The following is a 15,877-nucleotide window of genomic DNA, read 5'->3' as shown; positions in this document are numbered from 1 at the left end:
CGAACGTCGGGGCCGGATAACCAGAGGCGTTAGCATCATAGCTGTAGGCCACACCATAAGTACCGGTGGTAACCGGCGTCGAGGTGAAGGCCGGAGCAATGCCGGCAACAGCTATGCTGAAGCTCTGTACAGCGGTACCATAAGCATTGGAAGCCTCAAGGACTACCGGTACGTCACCAACGACATCCGGAGTCCACGACACCAACCCGCTGGTAGCATTAACGGTCATACCGGCCGGGAACGTCGTCAGAGCGAACGTCGGAGCCGGATAACCAGAGGCGTTAGCATCATAGCTATAAGCCACACCATAAGTACCGGTGGTAACCGGTGTCGAGGTGAAGGCCGGAGCAATGCCGGCGACAGCTATAGTAAAGGCCTGTGAGTCTGTTCCTTCAGTGTTCGTGGCCTCGACTACGACGTTTACATCGCCGACAACATTCGGGGTCCAGGTGATAACACCAGTGGCAGGATCAATGACCATACCAGCCGGAGCCGTCGTCAAATTGAACGTCGGAGCTGGGTCGCCGGTAGCATCTACATCGTAAGTGTAGGCTACACCGTAGGTGGCTGAAGTTACCGGTGTCGAAGTGATAACCGGCGGTTCGCCTGTTGGGCCACCCTCGATTTTGAAGGTGTGCGGACCGTCCCAGGCAACATTTTCAGCCACGGTGGCCCATACCCAGCGACCGGCCGGCGCAAACCACGAAGAGTCGAGTACGATGGTTTTACCGGCATGGGCGATATCAATCGCGCCGATGGTAATCCAGTACCCGACGGCATTGAAGTTGGCCGGAAGGCCGGTGCCGTACATGCCCGCGGCGCCGCCAAAGCCAATGGTGTCAGAGACCAATCCATCGGAGAAGACGTTAACATACATTCCCAGGTCGAAAAACGGAGGAAACGCGATAAACGGATCCATATCCCATGGATAGATGGGATTGAGCGTTCCGACCATCTTGCTCCAGGTAGCACCATCTGGAGAATATACCCGATATCCGTTGTTAATGACCGACTGGGCCAAAGGCCCGTTGGTCAGACGGATGTAGAATGTAACTACCTCACCGGGGATGATCTCGTCACTGGCGTTGAGTCCGTCGACATGGTCGAGGGAAACGGCCTGACCGAGTATCGTACCCGACGATAACAGGATCAGGGCCAGAGCGAGCGTGAGGAATTTTACTCTCATGGTCACTCCCTATGTTTGAAGTTGTTGAGTTGTGAAGTTGTTTGGGCCATTATTTTCATAATCACCGAAATGCTGCGTTTAACAGATTTTCCCTAAGAGGGAAACCAACCCCTTATACCCCTTTTATGACCCCCGGCAGTATGGCGAGGACAATCCGCGGTAACTACGACTGGTACGACACGGAAATCAGCAAATACTGGAAGAACCAAGGAACGCGAATAGATCGCGCGTGGCGTAAACTAAGCTCAAGGTTTCGACGCTCCCTGTCCGCTTCATTCTCTCACCGCAGGTGACCCACATAAATCGACCTCTGCAAACCTGCCGCTGGTAAAGGGGTTTTCATACATACCCGCCCTCCGGCGGGCGGGTATGTGTCAAATTTCCGCCTTTAACTCTCGGGCAGATTTAGTAAATCATCTGCACCAGATCGCGGAGGTCTAAAACGTCGACGCTGCCGTCGCGGTTGACATCCAGAGCCTCTTCAAAGTAAGGCTTCTGGCCTCTATTCCACATATATTCAACCAGGAATACGATATCCTGCTGATCTTCAATTCCGTCAAAAGTCAAATCACCGGGATAAACGATCACATTGACGTCGCCGGTGATGGTCTTGTGTTCGCCGGTGGTCAGATCATAATCCACAGTATAGGTCCCCTGGAAGTCCGATGAGATCGGTCTCCAGTTGGAAAGGAAACGGGTGCAGCCGATATCGAATGCGAACAGTTCACCTTCGATTCGATATTCTTTCGGCGGGATCTTGGCGTTCACGAGAATCGAATTCGGGTCGATCAACGCGTTGTCTTCGCACTCGATATAAACGGTGAGGATCTTGTCCGCAAGGTCTTTCAGGATGATCGGGTCCTGAGAGAGATAGGTCATGGGCGCCGGACATCCGATACCAAACTCGTATTGGTAAGGTCCGCCCCAGGCGACGTTCTGTTCGACAATATCCCATACCCAGCGGCCGGCCGGCGGATAGAAGGACGAATCCAGCACCAGGAAATCACCGTTGCTGCCCGTTATCGGTCCGACGGTAATATAGTAAGCGACATCATCAAAGCCGGCCGGTAAGCCGGTGCCGTACATGCCGGCAGCGCCACCGAAACCGATAGTATCGGCTATCGCGCCATCGGCAAACACATTGACGTACATTCCCAGATCAAAGAAAGGCGGGAACAATATCATAGGATCCATGTCCCATGGATAGATTGGATTGAGCTCACCGCTAACCGAGGTCCAGGTCAGACCATCGGGTGACGAGATTTCAAAGCCATTAGAAATCACCATGTGAGGATCAGCATCGCCGGTTATTCGCATATGGAATGTGAGCACGGCACCGTCGTCGATATTACCCATGGCATTGAGTCCATCGACATGGTCCACGACTATGCTCTGACCCAGAATTGTGCCAAACGATAGAAGGGTCAGGGCAACCGCGAGCGTGAGGATTTTCGCTGTCATAGTTTCTCCCTAAGGTTTTGTGTTGAAAAGTTGTGAGGTTGTATGTTCTGACATTTTCATGCTGCCGAAATGCTGCGCTTTACTGTGGCTCAACATCAAATGAGCCGCCGCCAAATCCCTCTTGAACCCTCGTATAGAACTGAAATGGAGTCGTGAGGGTAAGACTTTTTGCAGTAAACAGTATTAGTACGAGCACAATATAATATGGACCCCCATCTCTGTCAACCCCAAAAATGGGCCAAAACCGGATGCCAGGCTCAGATTTATCCCATTCGGACCAAGCCGCGCTTCATGGTTGGTTAGGGCGGTCTGGATTCCATAAAATCCGAGAAGTCAGACCGAGAGAAAGCCGCCATCTTTCTGGGGGGCGGAAGGTGCCCTTAAAAAGCCTAAGTCTATGCCTAATAAGCTATTTTGGTGAGGCGCAGAAGCCCGGTAGTTGCAAGGGGGCGGGGGCGGCAATCTGCCCCACCTGATCTCTGGGAGTACGGTGAGACACAACAAAGAAACCCGCCTTTTGAGGGGCGGGTTTTCTTGAGAATAATTGTACTCAGATAGTCAACTGACTATCAGTATACGATTTCCACGATAGCCCGGAGGTCTCTGATATCGCTATAACCATCGCGGTTCACGTCAAGGGCTTCCTCCAGCATCGGAGCTTTGCCGCCCTTGAACATGTAGTCAACCAGGAAAGTGATGTCGTTAACGTCTTCAATACCGTCGAAGTTCAAGTCACCGGCATAGACCTGAAGGTTCATATCGCCTTCAAGGGTCTTGAACTCGCCGCTGACCGAATAGCCGACGGTGTAGCTTCCCTGAACATCAGCCGAGATCGGTCTCCAGGCGGACAGGAAGCGGAAGATGAAGACATCGGTCACGAGCAGGTCGCCTTCGATTCGGGCAGCCGTGTACGGAGGAATCTTGCCCTGAACGACAACACTGCCGAGGTCAACATTGGCGTTGTCTTCGCACTCAACATAAACGCGGAGGACTCTGTCGGCCAGATCTTTCAGGATGATCGGGTCCTGTTCGAGGTAGGTGAAAGGTTCGCAGCCGCCGCCACCATCGTTCAGAACAAAGCTATGCGGGCCGTCCCAGGCCACGTTCGCACCGACGAAATCCCATACCCAGCGTCCGGCCGGCGGATAGAAGGCCGAGTCGAGAGTCAGCACAGCGCCCTGTTCGCCGGAGATCGGTCCGATGGTAATCCAGTAGCCGATACCATCAAAACCAGCCGGCAGGCCGGTTCCATACATACCGGCGGCGCCGCCAAAGCCGATTGTGTCGCAGCCCATGCCATCGGCAAAGACATTAACGAACATTCCAAGGTCGAAAAAGCACGGGAAGCCAAAGCTCAAATCCCACTTGTAGGCGGGGTTCAGAGTTCCCTTCACGCTCGTCCAGTTGAGGCCATCGCCGCAAATGTCGAAACCGTTGCTGATGACGTAATGCGGAGTGGCGTCGCCGGTCAGGCGCATGTAGAAGGTCAAGACGGATCCACTCGTGAACTCGTTGCCGGAAGCCAGACCGTCAACGTGGTCGAGTGTGATGCTCTGAGCGGCAACCATGCTGAATGAAACCAATACCGTAAAGGCACTGATCAGCAGTACTGCTTTAATGGATGCTCTCATTAGAATCTCCCTCACTCAAAAATGTTGAAAAGATTTATGGGTTGTGGTAACTAGTGACCAAAGCGGTGCACCCTATCAATAGCTTGTCGAATCTCGCGCAATTCGGGCGTCAGGTATGACCGTCCCTCTTAAAGTAGCTATGGCTTGAAATAATGTTTTGTGAGGTAAGCGAACCGGCACAAACCGCACCACGGTTCGGTTTATAATATACCTGCATGTCACCGTTTTGTCAAGAAACAATCGGCGCAGCTGTTGTGCAAAAAAAGACCTGCGCCTCGGGCGCAGGTTATATCCGACAAATCCCATCGTATATCGCCGCAGACTAATATATGAATTGAACCAGTTCGCGAAGGTCCCTCGCATCCACATAACCGTCGCGGTTGACATCCAGAGCTTCCTCCAGCATAGGTGCGTTGCCGCCCCTGAACATGTAGTCAACCAGGAAAGTGATGTCGTTAACATCTTCGACACCGTCAAAGTTCAGGTCAGCGGGATAAATCTGAAGGTTCATGTCTCCGAACAGGGTCTTCGTTTCCCCATTGACATTGTAGCTGATAGAATAGGCCCCCTGGACATCAGACGAGATAGGCCGCCAAGTCGACAGGAAGCGGAACATGAATACATCGGTCACAAGCAGGTCGCCTTCGATTCGGGCGACGGTATACGGCGGGATTTTCCCCTGCACAACAACTGAACTCAAATCAATCCCCGCCACATCTTCACCGGCAACATACACTCTCAGCACCCGATCGGCCAGATCCTTGAGAATAATGGGGTCTTGCTCAAGGAATGTATACAGTTGCGGTCCGGGGCATTCTCCGAACCTGTAGGTGTAAGGTCCGCCCCAGCCCACATTCGGGGTGATATCCCAGAGCCATGTGCCGGCCGGCGGGAAGAAACTGGAATCCAATACTACCTGTGCTCCAGGAGTTCCACTGAACGGCCCGGCCGTAATCGTGTAGGCAATGTCATCAAACCCCGCCGGGAGACCAGTACCGAGTTGACCGGCCACGCCGGCGAAACCGATGGTATCGCACCCCTGACCATCACCAAACACAACAATAAACATACCGTAATCAAAAAACGGGGGAAACGAGACAAGGGGGTCCAAATCCCATGGATAAATAGGATTCATCTCGCCGCTTAAAGTCGTCCAGTTCACCTCATTTCCGCAAAGCTTATAGCCGTTGTTAATGGCCATATGCACAAATTCATCCGAGGTAATCCTGATATGGAATTTCACCACCGCTCCGGGATCAATCTGACCGCAGGCATTCAGGCCATCGACATGATCCACTGAAATAAACGGTTCGGTCGCCGTGCCCGCAGCAACCATAATAATGACAGCCACAAAACAGGACACTGTCAGTCGCCATATATCCTTCATCACAAAATCCTCCACAAATTGTTCTTGAGCGCTAAATTAGTATACAATCTGCACCAATTCGCGAAGATCCCTGACATCAACATAACCATCACGGTTGACATCCAAAGCCTCTTCAAGAACCGGCAGGTTTCCATCGTTCCAGATATAATCAACCATGTACGATATGTCCTGCTGGTCCTCTGCTCCATCGAAATTAAGGTCACCCGGGTAAACCTGAATGTTCACATCGCCGAACAGGGTCTTCGTTTCCCCATTGACATTGTAGCTGATAGAGTACGTACCTTGCACATCAGCCGCAATAGGTCTCCAGGTCGACAGGAAGCGGAAAATAAACACATCGGTCACGAGCAGGTCGCCTTCAATTCGAGCGGTGGTGTATGGCGGGATTTTCCCCTGAACCACAACCGACGTCAGGTCGATATCACCTACATTCTCATTGGCGACATACACTCTCAGTACACGATCGGCCAGGTCCTTGAGGATTATTGGGTCCTGCTCTAAATAGGTCTCCGGTTCGGGGGGGCTTCCGCATCCCTCGCAATATGTGTAAACGTAAGGTCCTCCCCACTCGACATTCTCTTCTACCAGGTCCCATACCCAGCGGCCGGCAGGTCTGTAGAAAGCTGAGTCCAACTCCAGAAAAGTGTACTCGGTGCCTTGGAGGGGACCGATTGTAATGGTATAGGCGACATCATCAAAGCCCGCCGGAAGACCGGTTCCATACATACCGGCGGCTCCTCCGAACCCTATTGTATCGGCGCCTGAGCCAGTCGAAAACGTATTAACGAACATTCCCAGATCGAAAAAGCATGGGAAACCAAAGCTCAAATCCCAAGGATAGACCGGGTTGAGCGCTCCGGTCATTGCTGTCCAACTGACATTCTCCCCTGAAATGCTGAAACCGTTTGAAATCACATAGTGGGCATTGGCGTCGCCGGTTATTCGCATATGAAAAGTCAGGATTGCTCCCGGATAGATACCGCCGGAGGCATCCAGCCCATCTATATGGTCAACGGTGATACTCGGTGCGGCAGACAGGCTGAGCGCAAGGGCAAAAACCATCGACACCAAAAGACCTGACGAGCGCGGTCCATTCAATCGCATAGTCCCTCCATTGATTTGGTTAAAGTTGTAAACTACCGATATCTTATTCTGCCAAGATTGCCGCGAGAACTCCAGGCCACTTGTGGCTTGATAGATCGGTAAGGGGCAGGTTTCGGGATGTTTTTTCGGAATTACCAACCTGTGAGGCGGTCAGCGCATTAGCGCCTGTATTTTAAATATACTCTCTGGTACATGTTTGGTCAAGCCAAAACCGACCCAACAGAAAACCCGCTCCTTGCGGGAGCGGGTTTTCTCGAGAGTAATTATACTCGGATAGTCAAGTGACTATTAGTATACGATTTCCACGATAGCGCGAAGGTCTCTGATATCGTTGTAACCGTCGCGGTTCACGTCAAGGGCTTCCTCCAGCATCGGAGCTTTGCCGCCCTTGAACATGTAGTCAACCAGGAAAGTGATGTCGTTAACGTCTTCAATACCGTCGAAGTTCAAGTCGCCGGCATAGACCTGGAGGTTCATGTCACCATAAAGGGTCTTGAACTCGCCATTGACCGAATAGCCAACGGAGTAGGTTCCCTGAACGTCAGCCGAGATCGGTCTCCAGGCGGACAGGAAACGGAAGATGAATACGTCGGTCACGAGCAGGTCGCCTTCGATACGGGCAGCCGTATACGGAGGAATCTTGCCCTGAACGACAACGCTGCTCAGATCGACACCGGCGTTGTCTTCGCACTCAACGTAGACGCGGAGGACTCTGTCGGCCAGATCTTTCAGGATAATCGGATCCTGTTCGAGATAGGTGATAACTTCGGGACAAACCGGCTCTTCACCCAGCATATAAGTGTAGGGGCCGCCCCAGGCAACGTTTGCTTCAACGATGTCCCATACCCAGCGTCCGGCAGGACGATAGAAAGAGGAGTCAACGGTCAGTACTGCGCCCTGAGGACCGTGGACCGGACCGATGGTGAACCAGTAGCCGATGTCATCGAAGCCAGCCGGAAGGCCGGTTCCGTACATACCGGCAGCGCCACCGAAACCAATGGTGTCGGCGCCAACGCCGTCGGCAAAGTAGTTGATGAACATACCCAGGTCAAAGAAGCACGGGAAGCCGAAGCTCAGATCCCATTTGTAAGCCGGGTTCAAGGTACCGGTCATTCCGCCCCACTCCAGACCGTCACCATACACTCTGAAGCCGTTGCTGATAACATAATGCGGCGTGGCATCACCAGTCAGACGCATATAGAACGTCAAAACGGCGCCGTCGTCAATACCGCCGCCGGCGTTGAGACCGTCCACGTGGTCGACTACGACACTCTGAGCTGATACCAGGCTAAACGAAGCCAGGACCATGACAGCACTGATCAGTAATACTGCTGCTTTCTTGGATGCTCTCATTAGTGTTTCCCTCACTTGATAAAGTTGAAAAGGTTTATGGGTTGTAGTAATTTATGACTAAAATATGCTGCGCCTTACCTGTCTGAATTGATTTGGGTTGAGTTGTGAGGGTTCGCGATTTGCGACTCACCCAAGTCTTTGTTACAGCTTGGTTAAGTAATGAATATGTAGTAAACTATAGCTTTGTTGTACACCGCAAATATAAGCACGGCGCCCAATTCTGTCAACTCATTTTTCCAAATAATCTACCAGATGATCAATGACCGACACAGAATTGCGACATTTTGTGCCTATCTTAAACAGGACCCCGGGGCTCTTATTATGGCGACAATTTTCTGCTCAGATTCTCAAGCGATTCCGATTTCCCAATCAGTAAAAGGATATCGTTTTCGGCCAAAACAGATTCAGGTCCGGGGGCGATCGTCAACTGCCCGCCCTTTTTCTTGATACCTATAATTGTCAGACCGAATTCTTTTTTCAGGTTGGATTCCACCAGCGTTTTACCGGCGAGATCACATCCTTGGGGGATTACTATTTCCTCGATTGTCAAGCCGCTCTCACCCAAAGAGGTAGCGTGCATGAAATCGACGACATTCGGTCTGAGTGAGGCCATAGCCATGCGTATTCCCCCGAGCACGTGCGGTGTAACGACATGATTGGCCCCGGCCCGACGCAACTTCTTGACGCCCTCATCATAGTCCGCCCGGGCAATAATGTTTAGGTCCTTGTTCATGTCCCGAGCGGTCAGGGTCAGATACACGTTCTGGGCCTCATCCGGCAGGGTGGATATGAGGGTTTTCGCTGACTCGATACCGGCCATTCTGAGGGCATCGTCATCGGTCGCCTCTCCCTCGATGTACAGAAAACCGTCTTTGATCAGACTTTCGATCCCTTCGCGGCTTTTTTCGATCACGACAAAATTGACTTTCTTTTTCTTGAACTCCATAGCCACCTGGCGCCCGACTCGTCCGTAGCCGGCGATTATGAAGTGCCCGGAAATCTTGCGTATTTTGCTTTCCATTTTTCTTCTCCCTAATATATCACGCAACTGTCCCTCGAGAATAATCTGACCGATTACCGAGGCGGTGAACCCGACCAGCGCGACACCAAACATGATCAGGAATATAACGAAAATTCGTCCGGTCGGATGCAGCGGGCGTACTTCACCGAACCCGACTGTGGACAGCGTGATAACAGTCATATAAAGACCATCCAGAGGACTCATTCCCTCAAGAACGGTAAATCCCAGGGTCCCCCCCAGGACAACTATCAACAGAGCGCCGGTGGCAATGCTCAATTTTTGTGAGGCCGTCAGCGGCGCCGAAGGCGAAAAATCACGTTTCATAACCGATTCAATTCTATTATATACGCAACGTAATATCTACAAAAAAAGTGGAAGGGCTTTGCGGGGTTACCAAACCTTACAGTTTGAAAAGTAACCTTCCGTTGGGTTTTAGTTGACGTACGCAGCCCGGTTTCTTATTGAACCGAAAAGAATGGAGAGCTTATCTTTGGTCCTAAAGAATAAATTTGTCTTGTATCACCTGCCGCTCGTACTGTATGCCGGCGTCGTTATAACACTTTCATCGATTCCACAGATCAACCCACCGCAGATCAGGTTTCTGGCGGCTGATAAAGTGGCCCATTTTATTGAGTATGGAATTTTCTCAGTCCTCGCCTTCAGGTCTTTCTCCAGGCTCGGCAATCGGGTGACCCCTAATAAAGCAGTCGTTATTTCCGCACTCTTTTTGTGTCTGTTCGCGGCGTTCGATGAGTACTACCAGAAGTTCATCCCGGGCCGGATGTCGGACATGCAAGATCTGCTCACCGATCTGGCCGGAGCCTTTCTGGTTCTGTTTCTACTCTGGTTAAGAGCCAGAAAAAGACAGATTTCCCGTTGAGAACAAAGCCTCAGATCATACTTTAGTAGAAATGTTGTTTTTTTGAGTTGACTTACATATCTTATAAGCAAAATTACATCAAAACGACATGCATTCATTAGGTTAACAGGTTTTCAGTGCCACTGCAATTCAAAGTAGCCGGGAGAAGCGACGTTGGTCTGGTCAGGGGTTCCAATGAGGACTGTCTGCACCTCGATGATGCCAACGGCGTATTCGCTGTTTGTGACGGTATGGGCGGCCACCAGGCGGGCGAAGTTGCTTCGATGATGGCTGCCGACATCATTGATATAGTATTCAATGACTTCAAGCAGGAGTTCTATCAGGATAAGCGTCTAGCCCTCGATAAGCCCCTACCCTATCTCGGGCAAACCCTTCTTAAGGCCATCAGAGTCGCAAATCGCGCCATCTTTAATAAAGCCGTGGAGAAGCAGACGCTGATGGGTATGGGTACAACTATTGTAGCTCTGGTGCTTGAAAAGGACACGCTGTCGATTGCTCACGTTGGGGACAGCCGGGCATATCGGCTGCTCGAAAGGTCGATCGAGCCGCTGACCATTGACCATTCATGGATTGCCGAGGTCCAGCAGAGTCAAAATATCAGCGAGCAGGAGGCCGCCTCGGTGGTCGGCAAGAACGTCATCACCCGTGCCCTCGGCGTGCGCGACACGGTTGAAGTCGATTATCGCATGGTGAAAGTCAAGCCGGGCGACAAGTTTATGATATGCTCCGACGGTCTGTGCGGGTTCGCCGATGACGAAGACATTTTCTCGGTCATCAACAAGGTAAGAAAAGACAATGAGCGGATCGTTGAGGATCTGATTCAGATGGCCAACGATCGCGGCGGAGCCGATAATGTGACGGTCGCCGTGGTAGAAGTTGTTGATGTCGAAGAATCTGAACTCGGGGAGGTCGACCGTTTTACCTTGCCCGAAGAAACTCCGCCGGTTCTCGAAGCCGAAGACCTTTGGATTGAGCGCATTAATGAATTTATTGCCCACCGCACCAATCCGGTAGTACAGCAGACGGTCGCAGCCAGGCCGGTTAGAAAGTCCGCCCTTGTCCTGATCTTCGCTGTTTTCATAATCATTGCCGCTGTAATGATATACCTTTCCACTTCTCGCTGACAGCCCCAACCGCTCGCCCCTGGTGGGCGGGAGAATTCCCTTGACATTTATAGCCCTGCGGATATTATTGGGTTCGGAAAATGCGCCCATAGCTCAATTGGATAGAGCGTCTGACTACGGATCAGAAGGTTGGGGGTTCAACTCCTCCTGGGCGTATTTTTTTATTGCATCTACCCGGACGGCTTCCCGATTGAATAAACCGCCCTGTTGATCAGTAAATTATCATAAACAGGAGGCTTATATGTCAGGCGCGGCAGGTGGCGCTGCTGCCGCGGCAGCGGCGCGGAAAAAAGCGCTGGTCAGACAGGAGGAAGAAGACATGACCAGGTATAGTTCCGAAGACCTCGAGGGGTGGGAATTCAAAATTATCAGGGCAGTCTCCAGCAAATTCAAGAAACCTTCGGCGCTGAAGCAACTGTGCGCGGAAGAAGCCAAAAACGGCTGGGAGATGATTGAGAAATTCGATGATTCCCGCGTCCGGTTCAAAAGAAAAATCGAACATCGTTCGCGCGACCAGTACGCTGAGATCGATCCTTACCGCACGCGGGTGGGTATCGCCGAAGGTCAACTGGCAGCGATAATCCTCGGGGCGGTTTTTTTGGTTGGAGGCCTGGCACTCCTGCTTGTGACCGCCTTCGGCAGGTAGATACCCCCACGATAACCGGGAAGTTAATTGGACGATTTTTGGGGCTTAAACGTCAGCAGTTCATCCGAGTCTAATCCACACCACGCGCACGCGGGTATTGGGTTACTCGAAGCTTGGGGTATGAATCTGCCCTGCGATGTTAGTTGACGCGGAGTCTGGAAAGCTATATATTCCAGGTAAGTTGAAAAGCAGCAATCTGGTGTGCGGGGGCTCCGCCACTGAGGAATCGTCAGTACCATAGAAGTTTAGCCTCAAAAGGATACGGATATGAATCGGGCAATAATCCCGTCTTCTCTTATCGCCATAATTGCGTTCGCAACAATTGCCCAGGCACAATCTCAGCAGCAGATAATCGACTCGTTGCGCGCGGTCGGGGAGCGTGAAGGCTGGACATTCACTATCGGCCTAACCGACGCCTGTCAGTATTCGATAGAACAACTTTGCGGGATGAGGGTCCCTGACCAACTGCCCGCCAATGTCAAAACCATGCCCCCATTGACAACAAGCATATCGGATTTTCCTACCCGATTCGACTGGCGTGAGCTCGGAGGCGTCACTCCCGTCAAAGACCAGAAGGCTTGTGGAAGCTGCTGGGCCTTTGCCACCGTTGGTTCACTTGAGTGTAACTTAAAAATCCGTGATGGCATCACGGTTGATCTTTCGGAGCAATACCTGGTCAGTTGCAACAGCGATGATTGGAGTTGCGATGGCGGCTGGTGGGCGCACAACTATCACTTACCCTACTCCGATCCTTACGCTAAGACAGATGATTGCGGTGGCTACGGACCCGTATTTGAAGCTGACTTTCCATACACGGCTAAAGATGACTCCTGCGCCTGTCCTTATCCGCACCAGGATACGCTTTGCCTCGATGACTGGGGATATATTTCTTTCGAATACGATATACCCACAGTAGATCAAATCAAACAGGCGATCCTGACCTACGGCCCGGTCGGAGTGGCTGTATACGCCAGTAGCAACTGGACCTATTACACCGGCGGTATATGGAATGTCTGCTCCGATGTGGAAATAAACCATGCCGTGGTTCTGGTTGGATGGGATGACATGCTCGGCGCCGAAGGCTGCTGGATTATGCGAAATTCATGGGGGTCGAGCTGGGGTGAAGGCGGTTATATGTATATCGAATACGGGTGTTCCCGTATCGGTTTCAATGGCGTCTATGTGGACTGCGGCCTTTCCCCTACCCTTTATTTCTGGGGAGACACTCTCTACGGCGGTGTGCCGCACACAGTCAATTTCAACGCTTTCTATCCCGACCCGGTTGATATCTGGTCATGGGATTTCGGTGACGATGGGACGGCCAGTGTCAAAGCGCCCAGTCACACCTTCAATGAGAGAGGCAGTTATGATGTTTCGCTGAGTGTCACCTCTCCGGGAGGAGACAATTCTCTTACTAAAGAATACTACGTTGTAGCGATCGCCGATACCCTGATGACGACCGATGTATACGGTCAACCGGGTGAGCAGGTTGTCCTGACAGTTTCAACGTTCAACTCCGCACCGACTGAGTATTTCAAGATACCGGTAGAGTTCGCCAATGATTTCGGCATGAGATATGATTCGTTTTCCACGGTGGGATGCCGCACGGAGTATTTTGCCAAAAAGGACTACCTGCACTATGACATATGGTTCGGGCAACGCTTCACACTCAGGCTACAATCAGACACCTTGCCGGCTTTGCCGCCGGGTGATGGCGCCATAGTCAAACTCTATTTTACCCTTCCCGGCACAGCCACTGTAGGGAAAATGGCTCCTATTTTTATCGACGGTTACACGGTGACAACCACGACCTATCTTGCTACCTATTCGGGTGACCTGGTGGACTATGAAGTACCGGTGATTTCCGGAAGTATCACCGTCGGAGAGTACTGCTGCGCCGTAAGTGGTGACGCCAACCATAACGGCGCGGTTGATATTGACGACATCATTTATCTCGTCGATTGGAATTTCGCATCCGGACCCGGGCCATCGTGCCTTGATGAAGTCGAGGTCGACGGTTTGCAGCCATTTACGATAGAAGATTTAGTATATCTGGTCAATTACGTTTGCAACGGCGGACCTGCGCCGGCAGGCTGCCCGTAAAAGAATTGACTGAGAGAATTTAAATATATGAGAGTTCTTTGACAGTTCGCACCTTGTTCGCATCGTCTTGTGCGACGAGAGGTGGTCAAAGTAGCCGTCGTATCTGTAGCTTTTTACTTGAGAGGGTGCTGGTATGAATCGAGCCGGGCTATCAATAATTTTATCATTCATAATTCTCTGTTGGACGCCTGCGGCGGGACAGATAACTCAAGAGAAACTTGACTCACTTCGCGCGGTCGGCCAGCAGAAGGGCTGGACGTTCAAAATGGAGTTGAACGAAGCTACGCAATACCCTCTCGAACAGCTCTGTGGCTCCAGGATGTACGATGAGCCGCCGACTAACGTCACTGACTTCTCCACCCTTCTAAGCGCCACGACCCTCGAATATCCCGCCCGCTTCGACTGGCGTGAACTGGGCGGCGTTACCCCGATCAGAAACCAGGGCGGCTGCGGAAGCTGCTGGGCATTTGGTACGGTCGGCTCGCTGGAGTGCAACCTGAAAATCCGCGATAATGTCGTATGGGACCTGTCCGAACAGTATCTCGTGAGCTGTAACACCTATGGCTATAGCTGTGGCGGGGGTGAGTGGGCACATGACTTCCACCTGTCCTGGCTGAATCCGTACTACGAAACTGACCCATGCGGCGGATGGGGACCTGTTCTCGAGGCAACCTTGCCCTACGCCGGAGTTGATAACCCGTGTTCATGCCCCTACGTTCATCAGCACGACCTTGCGATAGACAGTTGGTCCTATGTCTCGCCGGCAACGATCACCAATATGAAGCACGCCATCCTCATGTATGGGCCAATTGGTGTTTATGTGTATGTGAATGACCCCTGGTATCTATACTCTGGAGGAGTTTTCAATGCTTGCGAGTCAGATTTGGGAATCAACCACGCTGTGGTGCTGGTCGGGTGGGATGATAACCTTGGAAGCGAAGGGTGCTGGATTTTGCGCAACTCCTGGGGAGCCGGCTGGGGTGAAGACGGCTATATGTATATCGAGTACGGTTGCTCCAACGTCGGATCGGGAGCCTGCTTTGTAGACATCGGCATCCCGCCGGTGATGTATTTCTATGGCGATACTCTCATTGGGAGTCCGCCGATCACTGTCAATTTCGACGCCTTCTATCCGGAGGTAGTGGATACCTGGACGTGGGATTTTGACGATGGCGGGTACGCCGACATTCAGAAGCCGACTCACGTTTTCGAGCAAAGAGGCGCTTTCGATGTCTCCCTTGAAATAGTCTCCGGGGGAGAAATTCATGTCCTGACCAGAGAAGATTACATAATAGCCATCGCCGACACTCTTATGACGACCGACATATACGGTCAGCCCGGCGACACGGTGGTGATGACAATCTCCACGTTCAACTCAGCGCCCGTAGAATACTTCAAAATACCGGTCGAATTCCCCAACGATTTCAACTTGACCTATTTAGGTTTCTCTACCGCGGGATGCCGCACCGAGTATTTTGAGAGGCAGGACTATTTGCACTACGATCTGTGGTATAAAAGATTTACACTGAGACTTCAGTCTTCTCAAAGTGATACATCGCCGGCTTTGCCGCCGGGCGAGGGCGCCATTGTCAAACTCTATTTCACAATCCCCGGTGCGGCACTTGAAGGCAAAATCGCCCCCATATACCTTGACGGCTACACTGTCACCACAACAACCTACCTTCCCACGTACCTGGGTGATATAATCGACTATGAAGTACCGACTATCGGTGGAAGTATAACTGTTTCGCAATACTGCTGTGTCATGGGTGGTGATGCCACCCACAACGGCGCTGTCGATATCGATGATATCATTTACCTCGTGGATTGGAATTTCGCGTCCGGTCCGCAGCCGTCGTGTCTCGACGAGGTGGAAATCGACGGAGCGCCGCCGTTCACTATCGAGGATCTCGTCTATCTGGTCAATTATGTTTATAATGGTGGCCCGGCCCCGGCCGGCTGCCCGTAATGTGAAAAGCAT

Annotated in this window: 12 protein-coding genes and 1 tRNA gene; 6 read left to right on the top strand and 7 right to left on the bottom strand. The window is 51.8% G+C overall.

The window, feature by feature from the left end:
- The 7 genes from AB1483_12655 to AB1483_12625 all read right to left on the bottom strand — a co-directional run.
- Nucleotides 1-1,186 (bottom strand): putative Ig domain-containing protein (locus AB1483_12655; GenBank protein ID MEW6413299.1); only part of this gene is annotated, 1,186 nt, incomplete at its 3' end.
- 405 nt (nucleotides 1,187-1,591) lie between these two features.
- Nucleotides 1,592-2,647, bottom strand: a complete 1,056-nt coding sequence (locus AB1483_12650) for a dockerin type I domain-containing protein (GenBank protein ID MEW6413298.1) — start codon at nucleotides 2,645-2,647, stop codon at nucleotides 1,592-1,594.
- Nucleotides 2,648-3,216: 569 nt separating this feature from the next.
- Nucleotides 3,217-4,278 (bottom strand): hypothetical protein, encoded by a 1,062-nt coding sequence (locus tag AB1483_12645; protein MEW6413297.1) that lies wholly within the window; start codon nucleotides 4,276-4,278, stop codon nucleotides 3,217-3,219.
- Between the two features lie 322 nt (nucleotides 4,279-4,600).
- A complete protein-coding gene (locus tag AB1483_12640; GenBank protein ID MEW6413296.1) occupies nucleotides 4,601-5,665 on the bottom strand; it encodes a dockerin type I domain-containing protein in 1,065 nt (354 codons plus the stop codon).
- A gap of 36 nt (nucleotides 5,666-5,701) precedes the next feature.
- A complete protein-coding gene (locus tag AB1483_12635) occupies nucleotides 5,702-6,769 on the bottom strand; it encodes a dockerin type I domain-containing protein (protein MEW6413295.1) in 1,068 nt (355 codons plus the stop codon).
- A 288-nt stretch (nucleotides 6,770-7,057) separates the two neighbouring features.
- The gene (locus AB1483_12630; protein MEW6413294.1) at nucleotides 7,058-8,122 is read right to left on the bottom strand and encodes a hypothetical protein; all 1,065 of its coding nucleotides are present in this window, start codon (nucleotides 8,120-8,122) and stop codon (nucleotides 7,058-7,060) included.
- Nucleotides 8,123-8,441: 319 nt separating this feature from the next.
- Nucleotides 8,442-9,467, bottom strand: coding sequence for a potassium channel protein (locus tag AB1483_12625; protein MEW6413293.1), 1,026 nt, complete (start codon nucleotides 9,465-9,467; stop codon nucleotides 8,442-8,444).
- A gap of 166 nt (nucleotides 9,468-9,633) precedes the next feature.
- On the opposite strand from AB1483_12625, the gene AB1483_12620 reads away from it, so the two are divergent.
- The 6 genes from AB1483_12620 (at nucleotide 9,634) to AB1483_12595 (ending at nucleotide 15,865) form a co-directional block, all read left to right on the top strand.
- The gene (locus tag AB1483_12620) at nucleotides 9,634-10,023 is read left to right on the top strand and encodes a VanZ family protein (GenBank protein MEW6413292.1); all 390 of its coding nucleotides are present in this window, start codon (nucleotides 9,634-9,636) and stop codon (nucleotides 10,021-10,023) included.
- Nucleotides 10,024-10,139: 116 nt separating this feature from the next.
- Nucleotides 10,140-11,147 carry a Stp1/IreP family PP2C-type Ser/Thr phosphatase gene (locus AB1483_12615; GenBank protein ID MEW6413291.1) on the top strand — a complete coding sequence of 336 codons (1,008 nt, stop codon included), beginning with the start codon at nucleotides 10,140-10,142 and terminating at the stop codon, nucleotides 11,145-11,147.
- Nucleotides 11,148-11,229: 82 nt separating this feature from the next.
- Nucleotides 11,230-11,303, top strand: a tRNA-Arg gene (locus AB1483_12610).
- Nucleotides 11,304-11,388: 85 nt separating this feature from the next.
- Nucleotides 11,389-11,793, top strand: a complete 405-nt coding sequence (locus AB1483_12605) for a hypothetical protein (protein MEW6413290.1) — start codon at nucleotides 11,389-11,391, stop codon at nucleotides 11,791-11,793.
- 267 nt (nucleotides 11,794-12,060) lie between these two features.
- Complete coding sequence (locus tag AB1483_12600) at nucleotides 12,061-13,896, top strand: C1 family peptidase (protein ID MEW6413289.1); 1,836 nt, start codon at nucleotides 12,061-12,063, stop codon at nucleotides 13,894-13,896.
- A gap of 133 nt (nucleotides 13,897-14,029) precedes the next feature.
- Nucleotides 14,030-15,865 (top strand): C1 family peptidase, encoded by a 1,836-nt coding sequence (locus AB1483_12595; GenBank protein ID MEW6413288.1) that lies wholly within the window; start codon nucleotides 14,030-14,032, stop codon nucleotides 15,863-15,865.
- Nucleotides 15,866-15,877: the final 12 nt, after the last annotated feature.

Source organism: Candidatus Zixiibacteriota bacterium, from assembly GCA_040756055.1.
Taxonomy (GTDB): domain Bacteria; phylum Zixibacteria; class MSB-5A5; order GN15; family FEB-12.
This window is presented reverse-complemented; position numbering and strand designations above follow the sequence as displayed.

What these genes read in the sequence shown, in the direction of transcription:
- AB1483_12650 (MEW6413298.1), bottom strand. Translation starts at nt 2,647, where the DNA reads ATGACAGCGAAAATCCTCACGCTCGCGGTTGCCCTGACCCTTCTATCG.
- AB1483_12645 (MEW6413297.1), bottom strand. Translation starts at nt 4,278, where the DNA reads ATGAGAGCATCCATTAAAGCAGTACTGCTGATCAGTGCCTTTACGGTA.
- AB1483_12640 (MEW6413296.1), bottom strand. Translation starts at nt 5,665, where the DNA reads ATGAAGGATATATGGCGACTGACAGTGTCCTGTTTTGTGGCTGTCATT.
- AB1483_12635 (MEW6413295.1), bottom strand. Translation starts at nt 6,769, where the DNA reads ATGCGATTGAATGGACCGCGCTCGTCAGGTCTTTTGGTGTCGATGGTT.
- AB1483_12630 (MEW6413294.1), bottom strand. Translation starts at nt 8,122, where the DNA reads ATGAGAGCATCCAAGAAAGCAGCAGTATTACTGATCAGTGCTGTCATG.
- AB1483_12625 (MEW6413293.1), bottom strand. Translation starts at nt 9,467, where the DNA reads ATGAAACGTGATTTTTCGCCTTCGGCGCCGCTGACGGCCTCACAAAAA.
- AB1483_12605 (MEW6413290.1), top strand. Translation starts at nt 11,389, where the DNA reads ATGTCAGGCGCGGCAGGTGGCGCTGCTGCCGCGGCAGCGGCGCGGAAA.
- AB1483_12600 (MEW6413289.1), top strand. Translation starts at nt 12,061, where the DNA reads ATGAATCGGGCAATAATCCCGTCTTCTCTTATCGCCATAATTGCGTTC.
- AB1483_12595 (MEW6413288.1), top strand. Translation starts at nt 14,030, where the DNA reads ATGAATCGAGCCGGGCTATCAATAATTTTATCATTCATAATTCTCTGT.